Here is a 24,555-nt window from a genome sequence, read left to right as displayed (position 1 = left end):
TAATGATTTTTTATGGTTAATAGTTTCTTTCTCCAAAAATCTTGCTTCCTACACGTATCAAGGTGCTCCCGGCTGCAATGGCTTCGTGGTAATCGTGAGACATTCCCATGGACAGTTCCCGGAATGACTCTGCATCGGCAAACCACTTGGCTTTCACTTCATTGAAGAAGCTACTTAAAGAACAAAACTCTGTTTTGATTTGTTCGTCATTGTCCGTATTTGTGGCCATGCCCATCAATCCGCATATCCGGATATGCTTGAGCTCTCTCCATTCACCGGCTGCCAGCATTTCCCGGCATTCGTCAAAGCTGAATCCAAACTTGGTCTCTTCCCGGGCAATGTGCAGCTGCAGCAGGCAGTTGACGGTTTTTCCGGCTTTGGCAGCCTGCTTGTTCACTTCGGCCAACAGCTTGTAGGAGTCTATGCCATGAATCAGCGCTACGTAAGGAACGATATATTTTATTTTGTTTGTTTGCAGATGCCCGATGAAATGCCATTCTATGTCTTTGGGCAGACTTTCGTATTTGGCGGTCATTTCCTGCACCTTACTTTCTCCGAACACACGCTGGCCGGCACGATACGCTTCTTCTATCGCCTCGTTGGGGTGAAATTTGGAAACAGCCACCAGCCGTACCTTTTCAGGCAGTTCGCTCAGTACTTGTTTTAAATTCTCTGCAATCATCGTTTTTTTGAGTTATGAGTTATGAGTTATAAGTTATGGGTCGCAATAATAATTCATAACTTATAACTCATAACTTAAATTAAACTTCCGGTTTGTCGTCGGGCTCTGCACTGTACGGATATACATCCATAATGGCGGTTTCCGCTACAGATGCTATCTGGTAGTCGGCCATTGTGCCTTTCATGCCCTCATCCAGTTTCTTCACTGCATCACGCAGGTCGGCAGCCTGCACCAATACCTGGGTAGAGGTTTTCTTTTCCGCACCGCTTTTCTCGTCCAGTGTGATGAAAACCAGTTTACATTTAAACCAGCGGTCGGCAGCTTCCTCTTCGCTGGGGAACAATTCGCTATAGTTGGCACGTTTGATGTCCGATACGGTGAACTCTCCCGAAATGAACGGCGTCATCTCTTCGATGATGCGTGCTTCCGCTTCCGTAAAACTGAGGGCATCCACCAGGTACGGTTCGGTCACCTTCTTGTTCATTCCATTTTCCATTGTTTTCTCGTAACGGATCTTACATTCAAACCATGTATGCATTGCCATAATTTTCTGTTTTTAATTATTGATTTATTGTTAGTTAAGCTGCTTTATGCGTGCCTATGCCCGCCGAAAGCAGTGCAAAGATAGCCAAAAACTAAATGGATATAAAAAGTTGCCTTGCATTTTACGTGAAAAATTTATTGGAGAACCGGGACGGTACGTATGGGCATAAAAAAAGGAGTACCGCTGTACTCCAACCTTTGTTAACCTTAAATCTAATACTATGAAAAACACATTGCAAAGGTACGGACTTTTTCGACATTTGCAAGAGTGTCGGGGCATAAAATGTGTATTTGTAACACTTATTATATTTTATGCCTTTGTACTACATCTTTTTTAAAACTTGAGGCGCGTTGCTGAAACATAAATTTGCATCTGTTTTGCTTCCACACTTCCACCCACCTCCTGCATCTCCCTATCCATCGGCATTTACTCTGCGGTGGAAGCAACCTGAAAAGGTGGAAGCAAAATTTGCTTCCACCTGCCGAAAACGTCTGAGTTTTGTCTTAACTTATTGTTCTTTAATATAATACCGCGCGTGGGTTACATAAATCGGTCAGTGTAGTTTTCCTGCATTTTCGAGTTTGCCCGACTATGAATAGTGGAGTCTGATGTCTTTTAAGTTGCTGTACAATACGTTTGCACCTTGTGCGCAATAGGCGCGGGCTACGTACTTCATCTGTAAAAGCCTTGGAGTTAGTGACGCCTAACGGCCATGAACAACCCTGCTTATGGTCGTTAAACGATTGCTTCATGGCCATTAGCAGAGCTGTTCATGGCCGTTAGGCGTTATTAATTCCCTATGCAACAGTGGACATACTTACTTACGTAACTTCAATAATGCATTTATGAGGGTAAGATGTTGGAATGTAGAATGATATATTGGAAATGATGAGGTGTTTTTTAAACGTTCGTTTAATGAACGTCTATTTTTAAGAAAATAAGTAGAGGCATAAAAGTTAAAAAGGAACAGAACTTTAAGATGTCAAATGTTAGATATATACTACTGTTATTCAGCATATTATAATAAAGCAGGAAACACTTTGGAAATATTTTTATTAAACATTTTGTTAGTTCAAAAAATACGGCTTATCTTTGCGTTCATTAAACGAACGTTTATTGGACACTTATATGAGTCTAATATCTTCTTTAATAGCTTATTATCATTGCAAAAGTGTGCAATACGGTTTGGGTGAGAAAATGTCTCGTTCAAACCGCGAAGCGCACCCGGAACTGAGCTGATTCATTCGAAAGGAAATCCCTAAGTGACTGAACAACAGAAATATTGGTTTGCAGCCCGCACCCGTGACAAGCAGGAATTCACAGTCCGGAAATCTCTGGATCGACTCAAATCGGAAGAGCATTTGGATTTTGACTATTATCTTCCCACGCGTTTTGTCATTTCTCAATTGAAATATCGCCGTAAGCGTAGCGAAGTTCCGGTAATCCGTAATCTGGTGTTTGTTCATTCCTCCAAGCAGACAGCCTGCGATATTTCCAACATTTATAATGTCCCCCTTTTTTATATGAAGGATCTTGCCACGCATTCCATGCTAGTGGTACCGGATAAGCAAATGGAGGACTTTATGTTCGTGATGGATCTGAATCCTGACGGTGTCAGCCTTGATAGCGAAATTCTTACTGTTGGGCATAAAGTAAAAGTTATCAAAGGCGAACTCAGCGGTATTGAAGGTGAAGTTGCCGTCGAAGCCAATAAAACATACGTCGTCATCCGTATTAAAGACCTTTTGACTGCAAGTATCAAAGTCCCTAAATCCTATCTGAAAATAATCGGGTGACTTCTAAATAAATATAATCTTATATTTTAATCATATATCATAATAATGAATGATTTAACTTCCCGTGCTCTTGAGCTTCAGCATGCAGCTCATGAGCTGATGTATCTTGGTATGGACGGTGAGCCGGTCTATTCCGACACTTTTTGCCGGTTGAATAAGGAAGTGCTTGTTAAGTCTGATTCTCTTTTTTCTGCTCAGAGTTCCGATGTTGAAGAAGAGGCGAATTTGTGTCTGGCTCTTTTGATGGGGTATAATGCTACCATTTATGATGATGGGGATAAGGAGCAAAAGAAACAAATGGTATTGAATCGGATTTGTCATGTTTTGGAGCAGTTGCCTGCTTCTTTGCTTAAAGTTCGACTACTGACTTATACATATGGGGAGGTTTATGAAGAGGTCTTGTTTCAAGAAGCCTATGCGATTATTGAAGGTTGGAACAAAGATAATTTGACTTCGGAACAAACTGCAATCATCGAAGAATTGAAAAATATCGAAGAGAATCCATATCCATTTGAGGTAGTGGAATGTAAGCCGTAGAGCCCATTGTGTTTTTTCCTTCCTTTGAGAATATAAGCAAAACTATGGTTTAATATTTTGGTTATTAGGTAATAAACAAAAAGCAAAAAAGTTTAATACAATAGTGACGACAGAGCAAAATCTAGATAAACGCCGTATTGCTAAAAATACTTTGCTGCTCTATGTCCGTATGTTTTTAATGATACTTATTGGCTTGTATACCAGTAGAGTTATATTGAAAACATTGGGAGTCTCAGATTATGGAGTGTACAATGTCGTTGGGGGCATGGTCTCCATGTTCGCTTTTCTGAATTCTGCTATGGTTGCTGCTTCACAAAGGTTTATCTCGTATGAATTGGGACGTGGAGACAAGGAAAGGCTGAATCTTGTATTTTGTACGTCAATAAATATCCATATAATTATAGCGGTCATCATTTTTCTATTGGCTGAAACTATCGGATTATGGTTTGTCAATACTCAGTTGGTAATTGATGCGGATAGAATGGTGGCTGCCAATTGGGTCTATCAGTTTTCTGTATTGACTTTTATGGTAACTGTGTTAAGTGTCCCTTATAATTCATGTATAGTTGCGCACGAGCATATGAGGGCGTTTGCTTATATAGGTATTGTTGACGCATGTTTGAGGTTGGCAGTGGTATTCTTATTATTAGCCTTCCCCTATGATAAACTGATATTTTATGCTTTTGGTGTTTTTGCTGTAAGTATTGCAGTTCGTATTCTTTATAGTTTCTATTGTAAAAGGCATTTTGAGGAGTGTACATACAGTTTTATGATGGACGGGGGATTACTGAAAAGGATGTTTTCTTTTGCTGGATGGAGTGTTTTGGGTAATTTAGGCTTTTCATTCAAGGATCAGGGATCAAATATCATTCTTAATTTGTTCTATGGTACTCCTATCAATGCGGCAAGGGGCATAGCTATGCAGGTGAGTGGCTTGGTCTCCACTTTTTCATCTAATTTTTCAATGGCTTTGTTTCCTCAAATAACCAAGCAATATGCCGGTGGAAATGTAGAAAACTGTTTGGATCTGGTATATTCCGGTGCACGATATACTTTTTATTTATTAGCTCTGATTTCCATTCCATTTTTAATAAATGTGGATTATGTACTGATGTTATGGTTAGGGAATGTACCTGAATATACTTCTATATTTTTGATAATATCTATGGTTGTATCTATTCTTTATACGGTTACCGGTACAGTGACTACTGCTTTGCAGGCAACTGGAGAGATTAAGTGGTTTCAGATAGGTATATGTGTTATCATGTTGTCGGAATTACCTATTGGTTATATCCTTTTGTCATATGGTTATCCACCTTATTATGCATTATGTCCTGGCATCTTAACTGGTATAATTGCTATTTTTTTCCGTATTTTTCTCTTAAAAAGATATATACCAGAATGCAATATATCACATTATTTATTTGCAGTATTTGCTCGTAGTATGGCTATTGGAATTACAACTTGGATAATTTGTAACTATATCCATAGCTTTTTTCCAGATACATTCTTTACTGTTATTTTTACTTCGTTGATTTCAGTGGTTATTCTTTTAGTGCTTGTTTTTTCTTTTGGCTTGTCATCTGTTGAGCGTAGCATGATAAAGCGGAAGGTGGAGTTGGTAATTCATCGGATATACAAGTGAGTTTATTATGTTATGGGCCATTTGGTGTTATTAAAATTTAGAAAATGAATATAGCAATTGTCGGCACCGGTTATGTAGGTCTGGTGTCAGGAACATGTTTTGCAGAAATGGGCGTTCATGTCACCTGTGTGGATGTGAACGAAGAAAAGATTAATGCGCTTATCAGTGGACAAATTCCTATCTATGAGCCGGGACTTGATGAAATGGTCTTGCGCAATTACCGGGAGGGGCGTTTGAACTTTACTACAGACCTGACCTCAGTGCTTGATGATGTGGATATTGTCTTTAGTGCCGTAGGCACGCCTCCGGATGAAGATGGTAGTGCTGATCTTCAATATGTACTTGCCGTAGCACGTCAGTTTGGGCAAAATATAAAAAAATATACGGTATTGGTAACTAAGTCTACGGTTCCCGTTGGTACTGCTAAAAAGGTGAAAGCTGTTATTGAAGAAGAGTTGCAGCAACGAGGGGTAGAGATATCTTTTGATGTAGCAAGTAATCCGGAATTTTTGAAAGAAGGCGCTGCAATCAAGGACTTTATGAGTCCTGACCGTGTAGTGGTAGGTGTAGAGAGCGAAAGGGCCAAAGAAATGATGACTAGACTTTACCGTCCTTTTCTGCTCAATAACTTTCGTGTCATTTTTACCGATATTCCTTCTGCGGAAATGATAAAGTATGCGGCTAATTCTATGCTTGCTACCCGTATCAGCTTCATGAACGACATCGCCAATCTTTGTGAGTTGGTGGGTGCCGACGTGAATATGGTTCGTAAGGGTATAGGTAGTGATAGCCGTATTGGCAGCAAATTCCTTTATCCGGGTTGTGGATATGGTGGTAGCTGTTTCCCAAAAGACGTAAAAGCGCTTATAAAGACTGCAGAAAAGAATGGCTATTCAATGAAAGTTCTAAAAGCTGTGGAAGAAGTGAATGAGAAACAAAAGTCTGTACTTTTTAATAAACTTCATGACTTTTATCAAGGTGACTTGCAAGGTCGTACCATTGCCTTATGGGGGCTTGCTTTTAAACCTGAGACAGACGATATGCGTGAGGCTACTTCTTTGGTAACAATTACGTTGTTGTTGGAAGCGGGTTGCAAGGTTAGAGTCTATGACCCAGTTGCTATGGATGAATGTAGACGCCGTATCGGTGATGTGGTAACTTATGCTAATGATATGTATGATACGGTAGTTGATGCGGATGCATTATTGTTATTAACAGAGTGGAAACAATTTCGTTTGCCTTCTTGGAAAGTTATTAAAAGGAGTATGAAATACTCTTTGGTGATTGACGGACGAAATATCTATGATGTTGAAGAAATGAATAGATTAGGTGTTGAATATAAGTGTATTGGGAAATAATGGATTGTAATACAATAAATTATAGTATCATAATTCCTCATAAAAATATCCCAGAACTCCTTCAGCGTTGCTTAGATTCCATACCTCGTCGTGTAGATCTTCAGATTATTGTAGTAGATGATAATAGCGATTTGGATAAGGTTGATTTTTCGCATTTTCCAGGGATGAATGAGGAGTGTGTAGAAGTATATTTTACTAAAGAGGGTAAAGGCGCAGGATATGCTAGAAATATAGGATTACAACATGCTGTAGGAAAGTGGTTGATATTTGCTGATGCTGATGATTTCTTTAATTGTGGTTTTTTATATAGTATTGATAAATATAGAGATTCTTTATATGATATTATCTATTTTGGAGTGAATAGTGTATTTTCAGATAGTTTGAAAATTACTAATAGAGGTGAGAGAGTTAATGAATTTGTAGAGAGAGCAATATTGACTAATGATTTTAATCCGCTTCGTTTTAAACTGTATGGTCCGATGTCTAAGATGATAGCAAGAAGATTGGTTGTGGAAAATTCTTTATATTTTGAGGAGCGTACTGTTGCAAATGATATATGGTTTTCTATTACATCTGGTTTTTATGCGCAAAAAGTGATTGCTGATAGGACTATGATTTATTGTCTTACAGTACGTAAAGGTTCATTAGAATTGTTTGTGAATAAAGAACGATGTGACGAAAGATTAGCTGCTGCTTTTAGAATAAATGATTTTTTGAAAGGTAGGGGGCTTTTGAGATATAGATTTAATGTCTGTGTGTTTTTAAAATTTTATTCAAATTTTGGTTTAGTGGTGTTATTGTCTCGCTTTATGTGCATTTGTCAACACTATCAGGGAGCTTATTTATTGTTTATGGAGGATCTTCTAGAATGTTTTTTGAAACTATTCAGGAAAAGAAAAGCGGGATTCAAACACGTGATTGGTAAAAATTAGTTGTATGAGAATCTCTAAAACCAGAATAAGTCGTATATCATTATATTTAGTATCTTTTATAATGCTTTGTTCCATGAAACCTTGGTTTGTATGGAATAGTCCTATTATCTTGTATATTCTGGTTGTGTTATTTATATTAACTCGATTGATTTTTGTACGAAGCATCAATAAAAAGTATTGTTTCTTATTGATACTTTGTTTTATAGTGTATACAGTTGTCGATGTTCCTCATATCAATGATGTAAAGCGATTTGTAGAGTATATTTTTAGACATTTAATTTGTGTTTCATTGGTTATATTATTCTTGTCTGAAGAAAGAGCTTCATTGATAAAAATATTTATAAATCTTTATGCTGGGGTTCTTTTACTTTCTTTAATAATATATTTTATAGTGATATTGGGGGTGCCAGTTTACTCTTATGAAGTTCCTATTAGTGATCCATATTATTCATGGGGATTTAGAAATTGTTTGTTTTTGATACTCCCTATGCCTTCATTACCATATTATCGATTTCAATCAATTTTTTTAGAACCAGGTCATGTTGGTATGATTTCATCTTTAATATTATATACAATAAGGTATAATATTAAATCATGGCAAGGTATAATTATTTTGTTGTCTTCATTATTGTCAATGTCATTAGCTTCATATATGCTGTTATTTTTAGGGATGATTATTTATAAATTGTCTTTGGGGAATTTTTTTAAAACTATCACTCTGTTTTTAATGATAATAATGACATGTACTCTGATTTATAGTTTTCTCCCAAATTCGTATTTTTCTCAAGCTATATTGCTTAGATTGGAATATGATAAGGATAAGGGGTTTATAGGAAATAATCGGACAACAGAGGGCTTTGAGTATTATTATGATAACAAATTTTATAAAACAGAGTCTGTTCTTTGGGGTATTGGTAGTGACCTTGGTGATATTTCTGATAAAGGTGGTAACAGTTCATATAAAGTTTTTATTGTTCAACATGGCATTTTGGGACTTGTACTATTAGCACTCTTTTTTGTTACTATTGCTTTGTATTCTAAATCTCCATTTATTAAAGGTTTATTATTGTTGTATGCTGCTTCTTTTTGGCAGAGACCGTATGCATTATGGGAGGTCGAATTATTTCTTTTTATCTCAATTGCATTGTTGGTGAAGCAGAATGAAACATATAATTTATGTGCTAAATATCCAATTGCAACATTTTGTGTTAATTCTTGATAAACTTAACGTTCATAATTCTAATTACAAAATGTATAATTCTTATATAGTAGTTTTTTTGCTTATTACAGAAATGAATCAGTATTAAAATTTGTATAGGATTGTTTTTATAGGAACTTTTATAGAGCTATCAGTAATATAGAAATTATAAGTGAATATTGTTTGCAATTATTGGGACGGTAATTTTTGAAGATAATTATCTTGTTTATTTATAGAAGAAGATTTTTTAAAAGTAGTTTTTATATGATACCACTAGTGTTCCGTTAAATTTTCGTTCATGTCATTTTTGAGAAAATTAAAATCGTAACTATTTGATATTTAGGGAATAATAATTTCTATAGACTGAGTATTATTGTAATCTTCATTTCAAATCCATCTGCTTTATATGTGACTTTAATTTATTGAATATCAATAATATAAGAAATGTGAGACTGATTTTAACGGAATACTAGTGATCTGATACATTAAAATTGGATACTAAAATATGATATCTTATGCTTGTTACTATCGCTATTCCTGTTTATAATGGAGAAAGTTATCTGAGAGATGCAATACAATCTGTAGTAAATCAAACTTTTCAAGACTGGGAGTTATATCTCATAAACGATGGGAGTACTGATAACTCTTTAGCTATTATGCAAGAGTATGCTTTGAATGATATTCGAATTAAAGTGATAGATGATGGACAAAACAAGGGCTTGGTTACTCGATTGAATCAATCAATAGAGACGGCTATAGGTAAGTATTATGCTCGAATGGATGCAGATGATATCATGTATGTTACTCGTATTGAAGAACAAGTAAGGTTTTTGGAATCTCATCCTGATGTAGATGTATTAGGTACTTCTATTATGATAATTGATAATGAGAATAATATTGTGGGGTCTAATATGCATGATGGAAAGGTTAATGCTTTTATTCATCCTACAGTGATGGGGAAGTCGGAGTGGTTTAGGGCTAACCCCTATTGTGGTTGGGCATTAAGGGCTGAAGATATGGAATTATGGAGTAGAACAGCTTCTAAAAGTAATTTTTGGGCCTTAGATAAGCCTCTTTTATTCTATAGGGAGTTTGGTGTGCCTGTAACAAAGAAATATATTCAAACGCAAAAAACTTTACTTAGAATCTTTTTGCGTTATGAAAAATATGAGAAATCTTGCTTTTGGTGGTTGAAAAATAGTTTGTATGCTGTAGTAAAGATTGTTGCTTATATAATATTTGACCTGTTTGATAAGACAGATATACTGGTTAGTAAAAGACATAGAATGCCATTACCGGGAACAAAATTGTTATCTAAAGAAGATTTGATAAAATCTATTAGTCGTAAATAGTTTAGTAGATGATGCAAAGATATTGCCTAATGTTTCAATAGTAATAATGCTAAAGTAGGTGCTAATTGTGTGGCGGTGGAGGATGTGCCAGATGGGGCAACGGTGGTATTGCCAAAACAAGAATCATAATAAAGAGAACTGAATGAGGAAAAAGTTTATTGTTGTAACGACAATTCCTGCCTCTCTTCGATTTTTTGAAGGGCAATTGAACTTTCTGAATAAAACTTTCGAGGTGATGGCTATATCTTCAGATAAAAAAAACTTAGAAGAAGTTGGGCAGAAAGAGGGGATTTCTGTTCATTGTATTCCAATGCAAAGACCTATATCTTTGTGTAAAGATATAATTAGCTTTTATCGTTTTATTGTGTTTTTTCTGAAGTCTAATCCTTACATAGTACATGGAAATACCCCCAAAGGCGGTTTCTTATCAATGCTTTCAGCAAAAATTACGAATGTTCCTGTACGTATTTATATATGTCATGGACTTCGTTATCAGGGATATGGTGGACTAATGAAAAAATTGCTTCAAATGATGGAGAGGATTTCGTGCGTGTGCGCGACCGAAGTGATATGTGTTTCTGTTGGAGTGAAACAGACATTGTTGGCAGACCATATATGTAAGAAGCAAAAACTGAAAGTTATAGCTTATGGTAGTGCAAATGGTATTAATCTAAATAGATTTGATAAACAAAAAATAGGTACAATAGTTCTTCCTCAAATCTCGAAAGGTGGTTTTGTGTTTTGTTTTGTTGGGCGTATTGTTAAGGATAAAGGGGTGAATGAACTGATTACTGCTTTTGACCGATTATCGACTGAGAATGAAGATGTACATTTGGTTGTGGTAGGCTCGATAGAGAATGAACAAAATCCGATAGCAGAAATTACTAAAAACACGATGCAAGTGAATACTCGTATTCATACCGTTGGTTTTCAACCAGATGTAAGACCATATATGAACCAATCAGATGTATTTGTTTTGCCGTCTTATCGTGAGGGCTTTGGCATGGTGCTTATGGAGGCAGGAGCATTAGGAATTCCGTGTATAACTACTGACATAATAGGTTGTAATGAAATAATCCAAGATGGCGTTAATGGCAAAATAATTCCTCCTTGTGATGAAGAGGCTTTATACCATGCGATGAAGTGGTTCTATGAACATCGTGATGATGAAGTGAAAGAAATGGCAAAGCGCGCTCGCCCTATGATTGTAGAACGTTACGAACAGCGTAAGGTTTGGGAAGCGCTATTGGAAGAGTACCGTTCTTTGGGAAAGTAAGATTTAGTATTGCATAATATAGAAGATAATTTTGGGTAATGTTTACAGAGTAACATTATAAATACATCTAGGTAATAAACCGATTTTAGAGTTAGCTCGATAATTATCTGATGAAGATAAATTCGAGATGAACTGTACAGTCCTTTCGCACATAATTTTATTTTTTTAATCATGTACTCTCATTTTTTTAAAAGAGTGATTGACTTCATCCTTGTGTTTTGTGTGTTGGCTTTGATTTGGCCGATACTCCTTCTTTTTGCCCTATGGTTACATTTTGCCAACAAAGGTGCAGGAGCATTCTTTACTCAGGAGCGTCCGGGAAAAGATGGAAAGATATTCCAAGTGATAAAGTTTAAGACGATGACTGATGAACGGGATACGGATGGTAATCTGCTGCCGGATGCACAGCGTTTGACTAAGGTAGGGCGTTTTGTGCGTTCTACAAGTATTGATGAATTGCCACAACTGATTAATGTATTGAAAGGGGACATGGCTTTGATAGGTCCTCGTCCTTTATTACCTCAATACTTACCGCTTTATAGTAAAGAACAAGCTCGTCGTCATGAAGTCCGTCCGGGGATTACGGGTTGGGCACAAGTGAATGGGCGCAATGCTATCTCTTGGACGAGGAAATTTGAATTGGACGTGTGGTATGTAGACCATTGCTCTTTGAAACTTGATGTGAAAATTTTTTTTCTAACAATTAAGAAAGTGTTTATGAGGGATAGTATTTCCAAGGAAGGTCAAGCTACTACAATTCCATTTGATGGATATAATTAAGTTGATTAATCATGAATGATATTGCTATATATGGTGCAGGTGGTTTCGGTAAAGAGATTGCTTGCTTAATTTATTGGATAAATGAGGTGAAGCCTCAGTGGAATTTGATAGGCTTTTTTGATGATGGAGTAGAATGTGAAACTCAAATATCGCATTATGGTAAAGTGCTAGGAGGAATGGATACCCTCAATTCATGGAATAAGTCTTTGAGTGTGGTTTTTGCAATTGCTAACAATAAAGTACTTCGTAAACTCTCTTCGTTAATAAGCAATACAAATGTTCAGTTTCCTAATATTATAGCCCCTAATATTGTCATAAAAGATGTTGAGACCTTCAAAATAGGGAAAGGAAACATTATACAAGGCGGTTGTGTCGTATCTTGTGATGTAATAATTGGAGACTTTAATATATTCAACGGGGCTGTTGTCTTAGGACATGATGTGAAGATAGGAGATTACAATGTATTAATGCCTTCTGTCAGAATATCCGGTGAAGTGGTGATGGGCGACTGTAATTTCTTTGGAGTGGGTTCCATTGTATTGCAACAACTAAAAATAAAAAATGATACAAAACTTGCTGCCGGAAGTGTGCTTATGACTAAACCTAAAGAAGGAAATGTGTATTTAGGAGTACCGGCGAAAGTATTGAAACTATAGGTGTAAAGATAAGTAATGACTAAAAAAACAGTTTATGGAAATGAAAGAATTTGTGAGCAATTTTGCTGCTCAGTTTGATGAAACAGAAGAAAGTGTATTTACTCCGGAAACTCGCTTTAGAGAGATTGAGGAGTGGTCTTCATTAGTTGCTCTTAGCGTGATTGCCATGGTGGATGAGGAATATGATGTGACTCTAAAAGGAGACGACATTAAAAAATCGGAAACAATAGCGGATATTTATAACACTGTGGCAAGTAAACTTTAATAAGCTTGTTGATAAAAAGAATATGGCTATCATTCATATAAATAATATCCGTATAGCAGGTATTGCAGCTGGTGTTCCAAGAAACATTGTAAAGACTGTATCTACAACAGATAAATATGATGACGAAGCTTACATTGAGTCTGTTGGAGTGAGGGAAAAACGTTTTTCTAATGAATTTACTTCTTCGGATTTATGTGAAGCAGCGGCAAAAAAGCTTATGTGGGATTTGAACTGGGAAAACGAAGACATTGATTTACTGATGCTTGTAACTCAAACTCCGGATTATATATTGCCAGCAACAGCATGTGTGTTGCATGGAAAGTTAGGATTAAAGAAAAGCTGTCTCTGCTTTGACATTAATCTTGGATGTTCGGGATGGGTATATGCAATGTCAGTTGCACTCTCGTTAATGACTTGTGGCAGAATAAAACGTGCTATAGTATTAGCTGGTGATGCACGTAAACAAGTTCCGGAAGAACACGACCAACTTTTTGGATATGCAGGTACTGCTACTGCTCTCGAATATGATGAAAAGGCAAAACCTATCACTATTGATTTGGGAAGTGATGGAACTGGATATGATGCGATAATCCGTCCTGGTGGTGGGGCCCGTAATCCTATAACGCCAGCTTCGTTAGAGTTGCAGGATTGCGAGGATGGACGTAAGCGTCATGCTTGTCAAACGAGAATGAACGGCATGGATGTATTTGCATTCGGGATTACCACTGCTCCTAAATCCATTAAAAAGGTATTTGCAGAGTGTGGTATTACCATGGATGGAGTGGATTATGTATTGTTTCATCAGGCAAACATAAAAATGCTCGAAACTATCAAGAAAAAGTTGAAATTGACGGACGAAAAAGTTCCTTATAGCTTGAGACGGTTTGGCAACACTTCATCAGCATCCATTCCACTTACTGTTGTGACAGAATTGAGGGAACAGCTATATGGAAAAGCAGTTACTTTGGTAGGCTGTGGTTTTGGAGTAGGACTTTCATGGGGGACGATTCTTTTTCATACAGATGAAAATTTAGTGATTTCTGAATTACAAGAACTTTAAAAGTTATGTTGCATTATAATCCTTTTTCTTTAGAGGGAAAAACAATACTTGTCACGGGAGCTTCATCCGGTATAGGAAAAGCTACTGCTACAGAATGTGCCAAGATGGGGGCTAACCTTATTATAACGGCACGCAATGAAGAACGTCTCAATGCTACGTTTGCTGATTTGGATGTGAAGAACGGGCAGGCACACAAGGTTGTGGTAGCTGATTTGCAGGTGGTGGAACAAGTGGAAAATCTGATATCTGAAGCTGGTAAGATAGATGGACTGGTGCTTTGTTCGGGTAAAGGACTGACATTGCCGTTCCAGTTTTCGAGCCGTGATAAGTTTGATGATATTTTTGAGACCAATTTTTATGCTCCTATTGAATTAATGCGCGTGCTTTATAAAAAGAAGCAAATCAATAAAGAGGGGGCTGTCGTGATATTGGCTTCATTGGGTGGAACAGAGGTATTCAGCGGTGGTAACTGTATTTACGGTGCATCGAAGGCTGCCTTGAATTCCATTATGAAATTTTGTGCCAAAGAGTTTGCATCGAGAAAAGTACGTGTAAATAGTATTTGTCCAGGGATGGTTGATACTCCTTTAATTCATAGAGGTACAGTCAGCGAAGAGCAATTACAGGAGGATATGAAACGTTATCCTCTGAAACGTTATGGAGTACCTGAGGACATTGCATATGGTGTGGTGTATTTACTGTCTGATGCCTCCTCGTGGCTGACTGGTCATTCGATGGTGTTGGATGGTGGAGTGTCAATTTAAAGCTAAGAATAAAAATGGATATAAAATGTGAAATAATATCAGTAATTGCTAGAACACTGAATGTTGAAGAATCAGTGATTACTATGGAAATGGCTGCCGGTGATATTGAACAATGGGACTCGATGGGTAACGTGGCTATTCTTACGACTATTGAAAATGAATTAAATGTGGATTTTCCAGTAGAAGACCTTTTTGAGCTAAACACGGTAGGAAGTATTGTAAATAAAGTTATTGAGTTGAAGAATGTGTAGTTTAACACATAGCCAATTACTGCAAGCTATTTATCGGTATTCGGTGCAGAGTGCGGATAAAACGGCTATCATAGCAAAGGGCGTTTCGGTGAGTTATGCATTGCTGTGGAAAAACATACTTGGTGCGGCGGCTTGTCTTCAATCATTGGGATTGGAGAAAGGTGACTGTATTTTACTTTCTGCTTTGAAAGATGTTGAATTTGTATATTTATATTTTGCTGCTCATCTGTTGGGACTGGTTAATGTGATAGTTGACCCGACCTCGAATGAGGAAAGAAAAAAATATATCATTGAAACGGTTCGTCCGAAAAGAGTCTTTGGTCTTAAGGGAGGTATTGGGTATTCTGAGGTTTCTTTGGTGGGAAAACCTGCTGACATCGGACTGCTTTCTGCTCAAGATATAGCTGATATTATGTTCACAACCGGTACTACCGGAAAACCAAAAGGCGTGCTTTTGTCACATGCCAATATTAGTGGCTCTGCCAATAATATTAATCGATATATCGGGAATACAGCCGATGATGTAGAGGTATTGGGTTTACCTATTTGCCATTCGTTTGGTTTGGGTAGATTACGTTGTAATATGTTGTTAGGAGCAACATTTATCTTATTGGGTAGTTTTGCTAATCTAAAGTTATTGTTTAACACGATGGAACAATATCATGTGACAGGGATAGGCATGGTACCTGCTGTATGGGAGTATATCAAGAAATTGAGTGGAAATGTTTTTGGAAAGTTTGCAAGTCAGATGAGTTATATTGAAATTGGTAGTGCGGCAATGAGTGTGGAGAACAAGCGGTTACTGATGGAAATGTTTCCAAACACTCGTATTTGTATGCATTACGGATTGACAGAGGCATCCCGTTCACTCTTTATGGAATTTCATGAATATGCTGACGATTTGGTTACTATCGGAAAGCCTGTAACAAAGGAGGTGGATGTGAAAATCTTCAGTGATGAAGGTCTGGAACTTCCGATAGGAGAATCCGGTGAATTGTGCATAAAGGGGAATATGGTGATGAAGTCTTATCTGGTGGACGGTGATACTGTAGATTCTTTTTGGGGAGAATATTTCCGCACAGGTGATTATGCATATAAATCGGAAAATGAAAATTTCTATTTGGTGAGCCGTAAAAAAGAGATGATTAATGTCGGTGGTAAGAAAGTGAGTCCTATTGAAATAGAGGATGCAATTATAGCTTTGGGAGGTGTATCGGACTGTATTTGTGTTGCAATGAAAGATCCAAGAGGATTGGTTGGTGAGGTGCCTAAAGTATATGTACTAAGGGAGGGAACTACCAAATCTTTAGAAGAAATCGATACATTGTTGGGAAACAAAATTGAGAATTATAAAATGCCGGTGAAGTTTGAATGGATTGATAAAATTCCAATGACTTCATCGGGAAAAAAACAACGATTAGCTTTATGTCACAATTGACAATCAGAAATGTGAGAATAGCAGGAATGGCAGCTTGTGTCCCATCACGGGTAGAAGAAAATTTGTCACTTCCTATTTTCAAGGATGAAAGTGAAGCAAAGAAAGTTATGGCATCGACTGGCATCGAAAGGCGACGAGTGGTACAATTAGGAACGACAGCATCTGATCTTACAGTAGCTGCTGTTCATCGGATATTGACCGATTTGAGTTGGGAGATTTCAGAAGTGGATTGCTTGATTTATGTATGTACATCTCGTGATTTTATTGCTCCACAAACAGCATGTATCCTTCAAAACCGCTTGGGATTACGTAACGATTGTTACGTAATGGACTTACCTTTAGGGTGCTCAGGATGGATTTATGGGATTAGTGTGATAGGCTCTTTAATGTCACATGGCTCTTTTAAAAAAGGTTTGTTGATTGCAGCTGAGACAAATTCCATCAACCGAAATTCTAAAGATAGGACGGTTAAACCTTTGTTTGGCGACGCTGCCACGGTAACAGCATTTGAATATGATGCTTCATTCGGCAAACCTTTTAATTTTGTATTTGGAGTGGATGGTTCTGGCTATCAGGCTGTGTGGACAAAGTATGGAGGAATGCGATATCCGACAACTGTTGAAGCGGTTGTTGAAAAGGAAATAGAACCGGGCATTGTCCGCAAGGGAACTGATATGATAGTCAATGGTATGGATGTGTTTGCGTTTGCTATCAAGACACCGCCTCGTTCGTTGAAAGAACTTATAGAGGCTTATCATATCAATGTGGATGAAATAGATTATCTCTATTTACATCAAGCAAATAAATTCATTGACGAGAAGATTCGCAAATCGGTGAAGATACCTGCAGAGAAAGTTCCTTATTGCTTGGAAGATTTCGGCAATGTGACAAGTGCCTCCATTCCTTTGACCATGGTTACCCGTACTGCAGAAGCATTATGTAACAAAAAGAACCATTGCTTGGCTTGTGGATTTGGGGTAGGACTTGCTTGGGCATGTATGGAGTTTAATGTGGATAATATTGTTGTTTCTGAATTGGTGGAATACTAAGAAAAATTGGCATATGAATGCAATAGTAAGGAAGTTGAAATTATATCGTATATCAACAGTATTGAATTATTGTCGAAATAGTTGGGATAATAGTGCATTTGTCATAAAACAATGTCCTTCAAAAAGTAGATTCAGTGTATTTGTTGATTTATTATATTGGTATATTTTTTATGGTAATGATTTTAATGACTATTGTACTTTTACATTTTGGAATAAATCAATAGCTGAACGAAAAGCATATATATCATTGCGCAGAAATGATGTTCTAAGATATACTTTTAGTACTCCAGAAGTGTATGAATTGTTTCTTGATAAAGCTAAATTTAATCAACGATTTCGGAAATATATAAATAGGGGATGGTTAACAACAGTAAATAAGAGCTGGGATGAAATTGTGAAATTTATAATTCAATATAGAGATGTTATTGCTAAACCTTTAAAAGATTACGGAGGGCATGGTGTATTTAGAATATGTACTTCTTCTGATAACTATAAATATGTACTAGATATTTTGGAGCAAAAGATTATTACTGGAGAACAATTTATAATAGAGGAAATTATAACAAATTGTGAGAAACTAAAGAACTTAGCGCCAGGTTCATTGAATACGATTCGTATTGTTACCGTATTAGATCGGGAAAAACAATTACACATACTGGCCGCATTATTGCGTATGGGCAATGGGGTTGCATTAACTGATAATTATCATGATGGTGGTATGGCTTGTGTGATAGACTCTGAAAAAAGCATTTTGAAAGGTGATGCTTATGGCATGAACTGTGCAAGATATGAGGTTCATCCTTATTCTCATATTAAATTTGATGGTTTTATTATTCCACATTTTGATGAATGTATCTCAATTATAAAAGAAATTGTTTATTATGAACCTGATGCAAGATACGTTGGATGGGATTTAGCTATAGCTCAAAATGGGATAGAGTTGTTAGAAGGTAATATTCCTCCAGGAGAAGATATAACTCAAATTGCATCTGGATGTGGTTTATGGTATAAAATGCAAGCGTGGAAATAGTATATGAACTAATAATTATATGGATATGCAATATATAAAATTGAATAATGGTATTGAAATGCCACAAATTGGTCTAGGAACATTTCTTATACCGAAGGATAAGCTGGAGGATACTCTGATAAAAGCCTATGACATGGGTTACAGACAGTTTGATACAGCTTGGAGATATTATAACGAGGCTGATATTGCTCGGATTTTCAAAAAACATGGTATCAAGCGTGAAGATGTGTTTATTACTACAAAAGTGAATATTGATGCGCTTTACTGTGGAGGATATAAGTATGGAATTCATAGAATTCTTAATCGAAGGAATAATGTCAGTATTGAACAAGCTGTTCAAAAATCTTTTGATAACCTTGATACGGAATATATAGACTTGTTCTTGATTCATAATCCTTGGAAAATATTCATGGATATGTGGAAGGTTCTTGAGAAATTCTATAAAGAGGGAAGAATCAGGGCTATTGGGGTTTCCAATTTTCTGCAGCCACATATTGAAGCTTTGAGTGAGATTTCGGATGTTGTTCCTGCTGTGAATCAAATAGAAATTAGTCCGTTAAACGCTCAGATTGAGTTAATAAAATATTGTCAGGATAGGGGAATTGCAGTTGAATCTATGTCGACATTTAGCCATTTCCGTTCAGTAGAACCAAGACTGGAGATTATTGAACATCCTTTGATTTTGGCAATTGCAAAAAAACATGGTAAGAGCACCGTTCAAGTAGTCCTGCGCTGGCTTATTCAAAGGGGGATTATTGTGATTCCTAAAACTTGGAATGTAGTTCATTTGAAAGAAAATATTTCGATTTTAGACTTTGAACTGAGTGTCGATGAAATGGCTGATATTACTTCCTTGAATAAAGGTAAGTGCTTGAATTATAATTCATTTGTTGCACAAAGAGGTCTGCCTAAAAAATATAGAAATTGGGAAGGGTTTAAAAATCCTGATAATTTTACGGATATGTTCAACAATTTTCCAGCATGGAGGAAATGGTTATCAATTTATTGATAATATATTTTTAATTATAGAAGATTGTACTGATAGTCGGTGATTCAATATGTATCGGGTGTTAATTGTGATGTATATTGATTTTGCTCAATATCCTTAATATAATGCTAATCGTAAAATCCATTATCAATACTGTTTTAGAATCAAGAACATATATTCTTGAAGTTAGCAGAACTGAATTCTGGATTGTCGATCCTGGGGATATTGAACAAATTATGGAGACTGCGGGTGACGGCAAAGTGCTGAAGGGTATTCTGTTGACACACATTCACTATGATCATATCTATGGATTGCCTGCTTTAATACGGATATTTCCTGGTGCAATAATCTATACTAACGAAGCAGGTGTAGAGGCTTTGGCTTCCGCAAAACTGAATCTATCTAAATACCATGATAAACCAATAATATATTCAGGAAAGAATATTAAAGTTGTTCGTGAAGAAGATTCCATTACCTTATTAGATGGGATAAATGCAAAGGTAATAGAAACGCCAGGGCACAGTCCAACTTGCATTACTTATCTCATAGGGAGCTATGTTTTTTCTGGGGATTCATATATACCGGGATATAATGTTGTAACTAATCTTCCCAATGGAAATAAGAAGGAGGCGGATAAATCGAAAGCACTAATAATTCGATTGGCTGAGTCTCGGATATTATGTCCAGGACATCTTGAGAAAGTAACCCTTGCTAAAAAAGAAGCAATTATATAGTTTTAGATATGAAACGGCTTTGGAAAAAGCTCTGTAAAATCTTTGTTTTTTTGCTAATTCCATATTATGTAAAAAGAGAGATATCTTCATAATATTCATTGCACTTCTTTGAAAAGAAATTCATTTATAACTTTATGGACAAACGAATATATCTTTGCCTCGCTCACATGAGCGGCAAGGAGATGGGCTTCATACAAGAAGCCTTTGATACCAACTGGGTTGTTCCTCTCGGACCGAATGTGGATGCCTTCGAGCAGGATTTGGAATGCTTTGTGGGGCAGAATAAAAAGGTGGTGGCTTTAAGTGCCGGTACTGCCGCTGTGCATCTGGCCTTGCTTGCTTGCGGAGTTAGTCAGGGTGACGAAGTGATAGTACAGAGCTTCACTTTTTGTGCCTCTTCCCATCCGGTGACCTACCTCGGTGCCACTCCGGTATTTGTGGATTCTGAGGCTGATACTTGGAACATGGACCCGCTTCTTCTGGAGCAGGCTATCAGGGACCGTATCGACAAGATCGGCCGAAAGCCCAAAGCGATTGTTCCGGTGGCTTTGTATGGGATGCCCTACAAGATAGACCAAATTATGTCGGTGGCAGATAAATATGATATTCCGGTCATAGAGGATGCCGCCGAAGGCTTTGGAAGCAAGTTTGACGGGCAAGTTCTTGGAACTTTTGGCAAATATGGTGTGCTTTCTTTCAATGGCAACAAGATGATAACCACCAGTGGTGGCGGTGCTTTGATTTGCCCTGATGAAGAGTCCAAACGTGAGATAATGTTCTATGCTACCCAGGCCCGTGAGTCCTATCCCTACTACCAGCATGAGCGTATAGGCTATAATTATAGGATGAGTAACATTTGTGCGGGAATCGGCCGCGGTCAGATGACGGTGGTGGATGAGCACATAGCGCACCATAAGCATCTGTGCGGTCTGTATCGTGAGCTGTTGGCGGATGTGGAGGGAATCACGTTTCATGAGAATCCTTCCGGACGTTATGACAGCAATTATTGGCTGAACACGGTACTGCTTGACGGGAATCTGCATGTGAGAGGTGAGGAGGATGCCTACCGTGAGACAGTGAAAGGTGCCGTTGGTGGTGCCGCGGGTGTTACGCATGAGTCAATGAGTGCCCATACCTCTTGTGAGCCCAACCGTAATGTGGAAGCCATGCGTATTTGCTTGGACAGAGCCGGTATCGAGAGCCGTCCCTTATGGAAGCCTATGCATCTCCAGCCGGTTTATGCAGCTAATCCTGCCTATGTGAATGGTGTCAGTGAGGGTTTGTTCAGGCGTGGTCTTTGCTTGCCGAGTGGTCCTTATGTGACGGATGAGGATGTGAGATACATAGTGAATGAAATGAAGGAGAGTATACTATGAAATCTACATAGTATCAATTTTTTATGAACTAATTTCAGAAAACAGCTTCAGTGGGGCTGTTTTCTTTGTTTATAGGCATATTTGAGATGGGTACCGAGAATCTTCTCTGACTTCGGGGGATATCCATAATGTGATCTTCTGTGATAGAGAGCCATAGTTGTGTGTTGCCACTCTTATTTGAATAACCGTTCTTTGGCGGTGAATAATAACCAATAAACGTTTATCAATTATGGCAGTAGTAGCTTATTTAAGAGTAAGTACAGAAAAACAGTTTTTAGAGAATCAGCGCGAGGAAATTATACGCTTTGCGGAGAAGAACGGGTTGAGCATCGACAGATGGTACATGGAGACGGTCAGCGGAAAAGTGAGTAGCAAAGAGCGTAAACTGGCGGGCTTGTTGGACCGGATGAAACCGGGAGACTCCTTGATTATAACGGAGATTTCGCGGCTTAGCCGGACACTGCTGGAGATAATGACCATTCTTAACTCCTGCATCAAAAGGGGAGTGGTGCTGTACAGTACCAAAGAGGGGTATGTGTTCCAGAATGACATCAATAGCAAAGTGCTGGGATTTGCTTTTGGACTGATGGCCGAGATAGAGCGTAATCTGATTTCCATGCGCACCAAAGAAGCCTTGGAACGACGGAGGAAAGAAGGAAAACATCTGGGCAGGAAGAAAGGGGACACACCCAAAATGAAGATACTCTATGCGAACAAGAGGAAGCTTGTAAGGGAGCACCAAAGAGGAGAGTCGTGTGCTGAGCTTGCCCGGCAGATGGGAGTGTCACGGACTACGATGTTCCGTTTTCTGAGACACTATTGAGCAATTCAGCTAAACGAAGGTGTCAAAGGTGGGATTCCTTTTGACACGCTTCGTGTGGGCTACTTATTCGGCTGATACTTCTTTCTTTTCCTTCCACTCTTTCCCGCGCTTGTGCAGGTTTTTCAGCTCGAATGACAGCATGATACGGAAGAAACCTATAATCAGGAATGCAAACGAAATCATGTACACGGCGTAAAGGGCGCCTACTGCCGGTTGCCACAAGATGATGAGCGAGCAGATGACGGCAAGAATACCGAAAGCAACGTACCATCCCCAGTCTCTTGTCCCATATCTTTTGAGGTCCATGGCATAGCCTACGGATGAGAAGCCGCGGAACATCAGCCAGAAGGCGATGATGAACGGAATGACTTCCATGCTGAGCATCGGATAGGCTATCAGGTAGAATCCCAGAATCATGTCGATGATGCCTCCAGCCAGATACCATCCCCAACTGGATACCCTTCTACGGTTACTTACTGCAAAGGATATTTCCAGCAGACCGCTGAACAACATGGAGACGCTGAACAGAATGCTCAATACCGCATACCCGCTGAGAGGGGAGAACATCAGGCTTATAGCCACTATTACATAAAGAATACCAAGAATGAGTGAAATCCACCAATTCTTTACTTCCTGCTGAAGTTCGTCAAAAATAGTTTTCATGTGAATTTAATTTTTTAAGTGATTATCATTAATTCGTCCGTAGAATAACAGTTTATCCGGAAAAAAGTTTCGGGTGAACTTTTTCTGTATGTAATTTGTTATGTATACATATAATTTGATAAAACTATGGCTACAACAAAATTTAAAGGACAACCGGTAAAGGTTATCGGTGAATTTATAAAGGTGGGCTCTGTTGCCCCCGATTTCGAATTGGTAAAAACAGATTTGTCTTCATTCTCTTTGAAGGAACTGAACGGGAAGAATGTTATTTTGAATATTTTCCCCAGCCTTGACACTGGTGTGTGCGCTACTTCTGTACGTAAGTTCAACGAACTGGCTGCCGGCCTGCCCGATACCGTGGTGTTGGCAATCTCCAAGGACTTGCCTTTTGCACATGCACGTTTCTGTACAACGGAGGGTATTGAGAATGTGATTCCTTTGTCTGATTTCCGTTTTTCCGATTTTGATGAAAACTACGGGGTACGCATGGCCGACGGACCGCTTGCAGGTCTATTGGCGCGTTCGGTAGTGGTTATCGGCAAAGATGGTAAGATTGCCTATACGGAATTGGTACCTGAAATTACGCAAGAACCAGACTATGATAAAGCTATTGCAACTGTAAAGTAGAAAGTTTGGATCTGGGATAAGCAATAAAAAGCGGTGGACAGAATTTATCATGCTGTCCACCGCTTTTTTATTATCATGCCGTTTTCTTTTTTATTTCTTCTTCATTCCTTTATAGATGAAGAATGCCACGATGAGTACACCGATGCCGATAAATACATAACCTATCTCATGGCTGTATTCCGTTACTTTGGCAAGCAGCTGTTCCTCGTTCTCGATGCCGGGTACTGTGGACAAGTAATATCCGATGAAAGCCAGGATGGAATTCCAAAGGCCCGCACCCAAGGTAGTGTACAGCAAGAAAGTTCCCAGTTTCATGCGTGCCAGACCGGCAGGGATGGATATCAACTGGCGAACAGCAGGTATCAGGCGGCCGACAAAGGTTGATACGGCTCCATGCTTGTCAAAATATTCTTCCGCATGCTGCACTTTGGCTTCGTCGATGAGGCACATGTGCCCGAAACGGCTGTTGGCAAACTTGTAAATGATGGGGCGTCCCAGCCATTTTGCCAGATAGTAGTTTATCAAGGCTCCGATATTTGCCCCTATGGTTGCAAACAATACCACCAGATATATATTCATGTTGTCATTGTTGGCGGCTTTCCAAGCGGCAGGAGGGACTACAACTTCCGAAGGGAAGGGAATAAACGAACTTTCAATGGCCATCAATAAAGTGATGGTCCAGTAATTGAGGTGGTCGAGACACCATTGGATAAAGGCTACTGATTCCATTT

General features: G+C 38.2%; 26 protein-coding genes. 22 read left to right on the top strand and 4 right to left on the bottom strand.

Annotated features, from left to right (window positions below):
* Window positions 1-16: 16 nt before the first annotated feature.
* A complete protein-coding gene (locus JXR92_RS14820) occupies window positions 17-682 on the bottom strand; it encodes a YggS family pyridoxal phosphate-dependent enzyme (protein ID WP_022402042.1) in 666 nt (221 codons plus the stop codon).
* Between the two features lie 79 nt (window positions 683-761).
* Window positions 762-1,226: a DUF4494 domain-containing protein gene (locus JXR92_RS14815; protein ID WP_005831367.1), complete on the bottom strand. Its 465-nt coding sequence runs from the start codon at window positions 1,224-1,226 to the stop codon at window positions 762-764.
* 1,262 nt (window positions 1,227-2,488) lie between these two features.
* Between JXR92_RS14815 and JXR92_RS14810 the strand changes: the two genes are divergently transcribed.
* From JXR92_RS14810 to JXR92_RS14710, 21 genes are all read left to right on the top strand, one after another.
* Window positions 2,489-3,022: a UpxY family transcription antiterminator gene (locus tag JXR92_RS14810; protein ID WP_117965293.1), complete on the top strand. Its 534-nt coding sequence runs from the start codon at window positions 2,489-2,491 to the stop codon at window positions 3,020-3,022.
* A 45-nt stretch (window positions 3,023-3,067) separates the two neighbouring features.
* The gene (locus tag JXR92_RS14805; RefSeq protein WP_117965285.1) at window positions 3,068-3,559 is read left to right on the top strand and encodes a UpxZ family transcription anti-terminator antagonist; all 492 of its coding nucleotides are present in this window, start codon (window positions 3,068-3,070) and stop codon (window positions 3,557-3,559) included.
* Between the two features lie 103 nt (window positions 3,560-3,662).
* Window positions 3,663-5,204: a lipopolysaccharide biosynthesis protein gene (locus JXR92_RS14800; protein WP_117965283.1), complete on the top strand. Its 1,542-nt coding sequence runs from the start codon at window positions 3,663-3,665 to the stop codon at window positions 5,202-5,204.
* A 44-nt stretch (window positions 5,205-5,248) separates the two neighbouring features.
* The gene (locus JXR92_RS14795; RefSeq protein ID WP_138345399.1) at window positions 5,249-6,562 is read left to right on the top strand and encodes a UDP-glucose dehydrogenase family protein; all 1,314 of its coding nucleotides are present in this window, start codon (window positions 5,249-5,251) and stop codon (window positions 6,560-6,562) included.
* A complete protein-coding gene (locus JXR92_RS14790) occupies window positions 6,562-7,494 on the top strand; it encodes a glycosyltransferase family 2 protein (RefSeq protein ID WP_138345401.1) in 933 nt (310 codons plus the stop codon). The genes JXR92_RS14795 and JXR92_RS14790 overlap by 1 nt, the downstream gene beginning before the upstream one ends.
* A 73-nt stretch (window positions 7,495-7,567) precedes the next feature.
* Window positions 7,568-8,713 carry a hypothetical protein gene (locus JXR92_RS14785; protein WP_138345402.1) on the top strand — a complete coding sequence of 382 codons (1,146 nt, stop codon included), beginning with the start codon at window positions 7,568-7,570 and terminating at the stop codon, window positions 8,711-8,713.
* Between the two features lie 494 nt (window positions 8,714-9,207).
* Window positions 9,208-10,044, top strand: a complete 837-nt coding sequence (locus JXR92_RS14780) for a glycosyltransferase family 2 protein (RefSeq protein WP_117965275.1) — start codon at window positions 9,208-9,210, stop codon at window positions 10,042-10,044.
* Window positions 10,045-10,186: 142 nt separating this feature from the next.
* Window positions 10,187-11,320, top strand: coding sequence for a glycosyltransferase family 4 protein (locus JXR92_RS14775; RefSeq protein ID WP_117965273.1), 1,134 nt, complete (start codon window positions 10,187-10,189; stop codon window positions 11,318-11,320).
* Between the two features lie 171 nt (window positions 11,321-11,491).
* Window positions 11,492-12,100 (top strand): sugar transferase, encoded by a 609-nt coding sequence (locus JXR92_RS14770; RefSeq protein WP_138346050.1) that lies wholly within the window; start codon window positions 11,492-11,494, stop codon window positions 12,098-12,100.
* A gap of 11 nt (window positions 12,101-12,111) precedes the next feature.
* Complete coding sequence (locus tag JXR92_RS14765) at window positions 12,112-12,756, top strand: acetyltransferase (protein ID WP_138346048.1); 645 nt, start codon at window positions 12,112-12,114, stop codon at window positions 12,754-12,756.
* A 34-nt stretch (window positions 12,757-12,790) separates the two neighbouring features.
* Window positions 12,791-13,021, top strand: coding sequence for an acyl carrier protein (locus JXR92_RS14760; RefSeq protein WP_117965268.1), 231 nt, complete (start codon window positions 12,791-12,793; stop codon window positions 13,019-13,021).
* 22 nt (window positions 13,022-13,043) lie between these two features.
* Window positions 13,044-14,081 carry a 3-oxoacyl-ACP synthase III family protein gene (locus JXR92_RS14755; RefSeq protein ID WP_117965266.1) on the top strand — a complete coding sequence of 346 codons (1,038 nt, stop codon included), beginning with the start codon at window positions 13,044-13,046 and terminating at the stop codon, window positions 14,079-14,081.
* 5 nt (window positions 14,082-14,086) lie between these two features.
* On the top strand, window positions 14,087-14,845 hold the full coding sequence (locus JXR92_RS14750; RefSeq protein WP_117965264.1) for an SDR family NAD(P)-dependent oxidoreductase: 759 nt from the start codon (window positions 14,087-14,089) through the stop codon (window positions 14,843-14,845).
* A gap of 14 nt (window positions 14,846-14,859) precedes the next feature.
* Window positions 14,860-15,096, top strand: coding sequence for an acyl carrier protein (locus JXR92_RS14745; RefSeq protein WP_098032745.1), 237 nt, complete (start codon window positions 14,860-14,862; stop codon window positions 15,094-15,096).
* The gene (locus JXR92_RS14740) at window positions 15,089-16,534 is read left to right on the top strand and encodes a class I adenylate-forming enzyme family protein (protein WP_117991333.1); all 1,446 of its coding nucleotides are present in this window, start codon (window positions 15,089-15,091) and stop codon (window positions 16,532-16,534) included. The genes JXR92_RS14745 and JXR92_RS14740 overlap by 8 nt, the downstream gene beginning before the upstream one ends.
* Entirely contained in the window at window positions 16,522-17,583 is a 1,062-nt protein-coding gene (locus JXR92_RS14735) for a ketoacyl-ACP synthase III (protein ID WP_117965260.1), read from the top strand. Before JXR92_RS14740 ends, JXR92_RS14735 begins: the two co-directional genes overlap by 13 nt.
* Before the next feature lie 13 nt (window positions 17,584-17,596).
* A complete protein-coding gene (locus tag JXR92_RS14730; protein WP_171030457.1) occupies window positions 17,597-18,613 on the top strand; it encodes a sugar-transfer associated ATP-grasp domain-containing protein in 1,017 nt (338 codons plus the stop codon).
* Window positions 18,614-18,632: 19 nt separating this feature from the next.
* On the top strand, window positions 18,633-19,622 hold the full coding sequence (locus JXR92_RS14725) for an aldo/keto reductase family protein (protein ID WP_310591133.1): 990 nt from the start codon (window positions 18,633-18,635) through the stop codon (window positions 19,620-19,622).
* Window positions 19,623-19,726: 104 nt separating this feature from the next.
* Complete coding sequence (locus JXR92_RS14720) at window positions 19,727-20,335, top strand: MBL fold metallo-hydrolase (RefSeq protein WP_138346046.1); 609 nt, start codon at window positions 19,727-19,729, stop codon at window positions 20,333-20,335.
* A 134-nt stretch (window positions 20,336-20,469) separates the two neighbouring features.
* On the top strand, window positions 20,470-21,711 hold the full coding sequence (locus tag JXR92_RS14715) for a DegT/DnrJ/EryC1/StrS family aminotransferase (RefSeq protein ID WP_138346043.1): 1,242 nt from the start codon (window positions 20,470-20,472) through the stop codon (window positions 21,709-21,711).
* A gap of 229 nt (window positions 21,712-21,940) precedes the next feature.
* Entirely contained in the window at window positions 21,941-22,534 is a 594-nt protein-coding gene (locus tag JXR92_RS14710) for a master DNA invertase Mpi family serine-type recombinase (protein WP_057089503.1), read from the top strand.
* 63 nt (window positions 22,535-22,597) lie between these two features.
* Here the strand turns inward: JXR92_RS14710 and JXR92_RS14705 are convergent, their stop codons facing one another.
* A complete protein-coding gene (locus tag JXR92_RS14705; protein ID WP_005831320.1) occupies window positions 22,598-23,197 on the bottom strand; it encodes an HdeD family acid-resistance protein in 600 nt (199 codons plus the stop codon).
* Between the two features lie 126 nt (window positions 23,198-23,323).
* Between JXR92_RS14705 and tpx the strand changes: the two genes are divergently transcribed.
* A complete protein-coding gene (tpx, locus tag JXR92_RS14700) occupies window positions 23,324-23,824 on the top strand; it encodes a thiol peroxidase (RefSeq protein WP_138346041.1) in 501 nt (166 codons plus the stop codon).
* A gap of 90 nt (window positions 23,825-23,914) precedes the next feature.
* Here tpx and JXR92_RS14695 read toward each other — a convergent pair whose 3' ends face one another.
* Window positions 23,915-24,553 (bottom strand): DedA family protein, encoded by a 639-nt coding sequence (locus JXR92_RS14695; protein ID WP_005831315.1) that lies wholly within the window; start codon window positions 24,551-24,553, stop codon window positions 23,915-23,917.
* Window positions 24,554-24,555: the final 2 nt, after the last annotated feature.

This window comes from Bacteroides parvus, from assembly GCF_017309675.2.
In the GTDB taxonomy this organism is placed as follows: Bacteria; Bacteroidota; Bacteroidia; order Bacteroidales; family Bacteroidaceae; genus Bacteroides; species Bacteroides uniformis.
Note: the sequence above shows the minus strand (reverse complement) of the source record. Positions and strands in the feature narration are given on the sequence as shown.

Bases quoted from the DNA above. Each gene is read 5' to 3' on its own strand.
- JXR92_RS14755 (WP_117965266.1), top strand. From the start codon at position 13,044: ATGGCTATCATTCATATAAATAATATCCGTATAGCAGGTATTGCAGCT.
- JXR92_RS14760 (WP_117965268.1), top strand. From the start codon at position 12,791: ATGGAAATGAAAGAATTTGTGAGCAATTTTGCTGCTCAGTTTGATGAA.
- tpx (WP_138346041.1), top strand. From the start codon at position 23,324: ATGGCTACAACAAAATTTAAAGGACAACCGGTAAAGGTTATCGGTGAA.
- JXR92_RS14770 (WP_138346050.1), top strand. From the start codon at position 11,492: ATGTACTCTCATTTTTTTAAAAGAGTGATTGACTTCATCCTTGTGTTT.
- JXR92_RS14745 (WP_098032745.1), top strand. From the start codon at position 14,860: ATGGATATAAAATGTGAAATAATATCAGTAATTGCTAGAACACTGAAT.
- JXR92_RS14720 (WP_138346046.1), top strand. From the start codon at position 19,727: ATGCTAATCGTAAAATCCATTATCAATACTGTTTTAGAATCAAGAACA.
- JXR92_RS14715 (WP_138346043.1), top strand. From the start codon at position 20,470: ATGGACAAACGAATATATCTTTGCCTCGCTCACATGAGCGGCAAGGAG.
- JXR92_RS14820 (WP_022402042.1), bottom strand. From the start codon at position 682: ATGATTGCAGAGAATTTAAAACAAGTACTGAGCGAACTGCCTGAAAAG.
- JXR92_RS14815 (WP_005831367.1), bottom strand. From the start codon at position 1,226: ATGGCAATGCATACATGGTTTGAATGTAAGATCCGTTACGAGAAAACA.
- JXR92_RS14695 (WP_005831315.1), bottom strand. From the start codon at position 24,553: ATGGAATCAGTAGCCTTTATCCAATGGTGTCTCGACCACCTCAATTAC.
- JXR92_RS14785 (WP_138345402.1), top strand. From the start codon at position 7,568: ATGAAACCTTGGTTTGTATGGAATAGTCCTATTATCTTGTATATTCTG.
- JXR92_RS14750 (WP_117965264.1), top strand. From the start codon at position 14,087: ATGTTGCATTATAATCCTTTTTCTTTAGAGGGAAAAACAATACTTGTC.
- JXR92_RS14795 (WP_138345399.1), top strand. From the start codon at position 5,249: ATGAATATAGCAATTGTCGGCACCGGTTATGTAGGTCTGGTGTCAGGA.
- JXR92_RS14725 (WP_310591133.1), top strand. From the start codon at position 18,633: ATGGATATGCAATATATAAAATTGAATAATGGTATTGAAATGCCACAA.
- JXR92_RS14740 (WP_117991333.1), top strand. From the start codon at position 15,089: ATGTGTAGTTTAACACATAGCCAATTACTGCAAGCTATTTATCGGTAT.
- JXR92_RS14730 (WP_171030457.1), top strand. From the start codon at position 17,597: ATGAATGCAATAGTAAGGAAGTTGAAATTATATCGTATATCAACAGTA.
- JXR92_RS14780 (WP_117965275.1), top strand. From the start codon at position 9,208: ATGCTTGTTACTATCGCTATTCCTGTTTATAATGGAGAAAGTTATCTG.
- JXR92_RS14765 (WP_138346048.1), top strand. From the start codon at position 12,112: ATGAATGATATTGCTATATATGGTGCAGGTGGTTTCGGTAAAGAGATT.
- JXR92_RS14705 (WP_005831320.1), bottom strand. From the start codon at position 23,197: ATGAAAACTATTTTTGACGAACTTCAGCAGGAAGTAAAGAATTGGTGG.
- JXR92_RS14790 (WP_138345401.1), top strand. From the start codon at position 6,562: ATGGATTGTAATACAATAAATTATAGTATCATAATTCCTCATAAAAAT.
- JXR92_RS14735 (WP_117965260.1), top strand. From the start codon at position 16,522: ATGTCACAATTGACAATCAGAAATGTGAGAATAGCAGGAATGGCAGCT.
- JXR92_RS14710 (WP_057089503.1), top strand. From the start codon at position 21,941: ATGGCAGTAGTAGCTTATTTAAGAGTAAGTACAGAAAAACAGTTTTTA.
- JXR92_RS14775 (WP_117965273.1), top strand. From the start codon at position 10,187: ATGAGGAAAAAGTTTATTGTTGTAACGACAATTCCTGCCTCTCTTCGA.
- JXR92_RS14805 (WP_117965285.1), top strand. From the start codon at position 3,068: ATGAATGATTTAACTTCCCGTGCTCTTGAGCTTCAGCATGCAGCTCAT.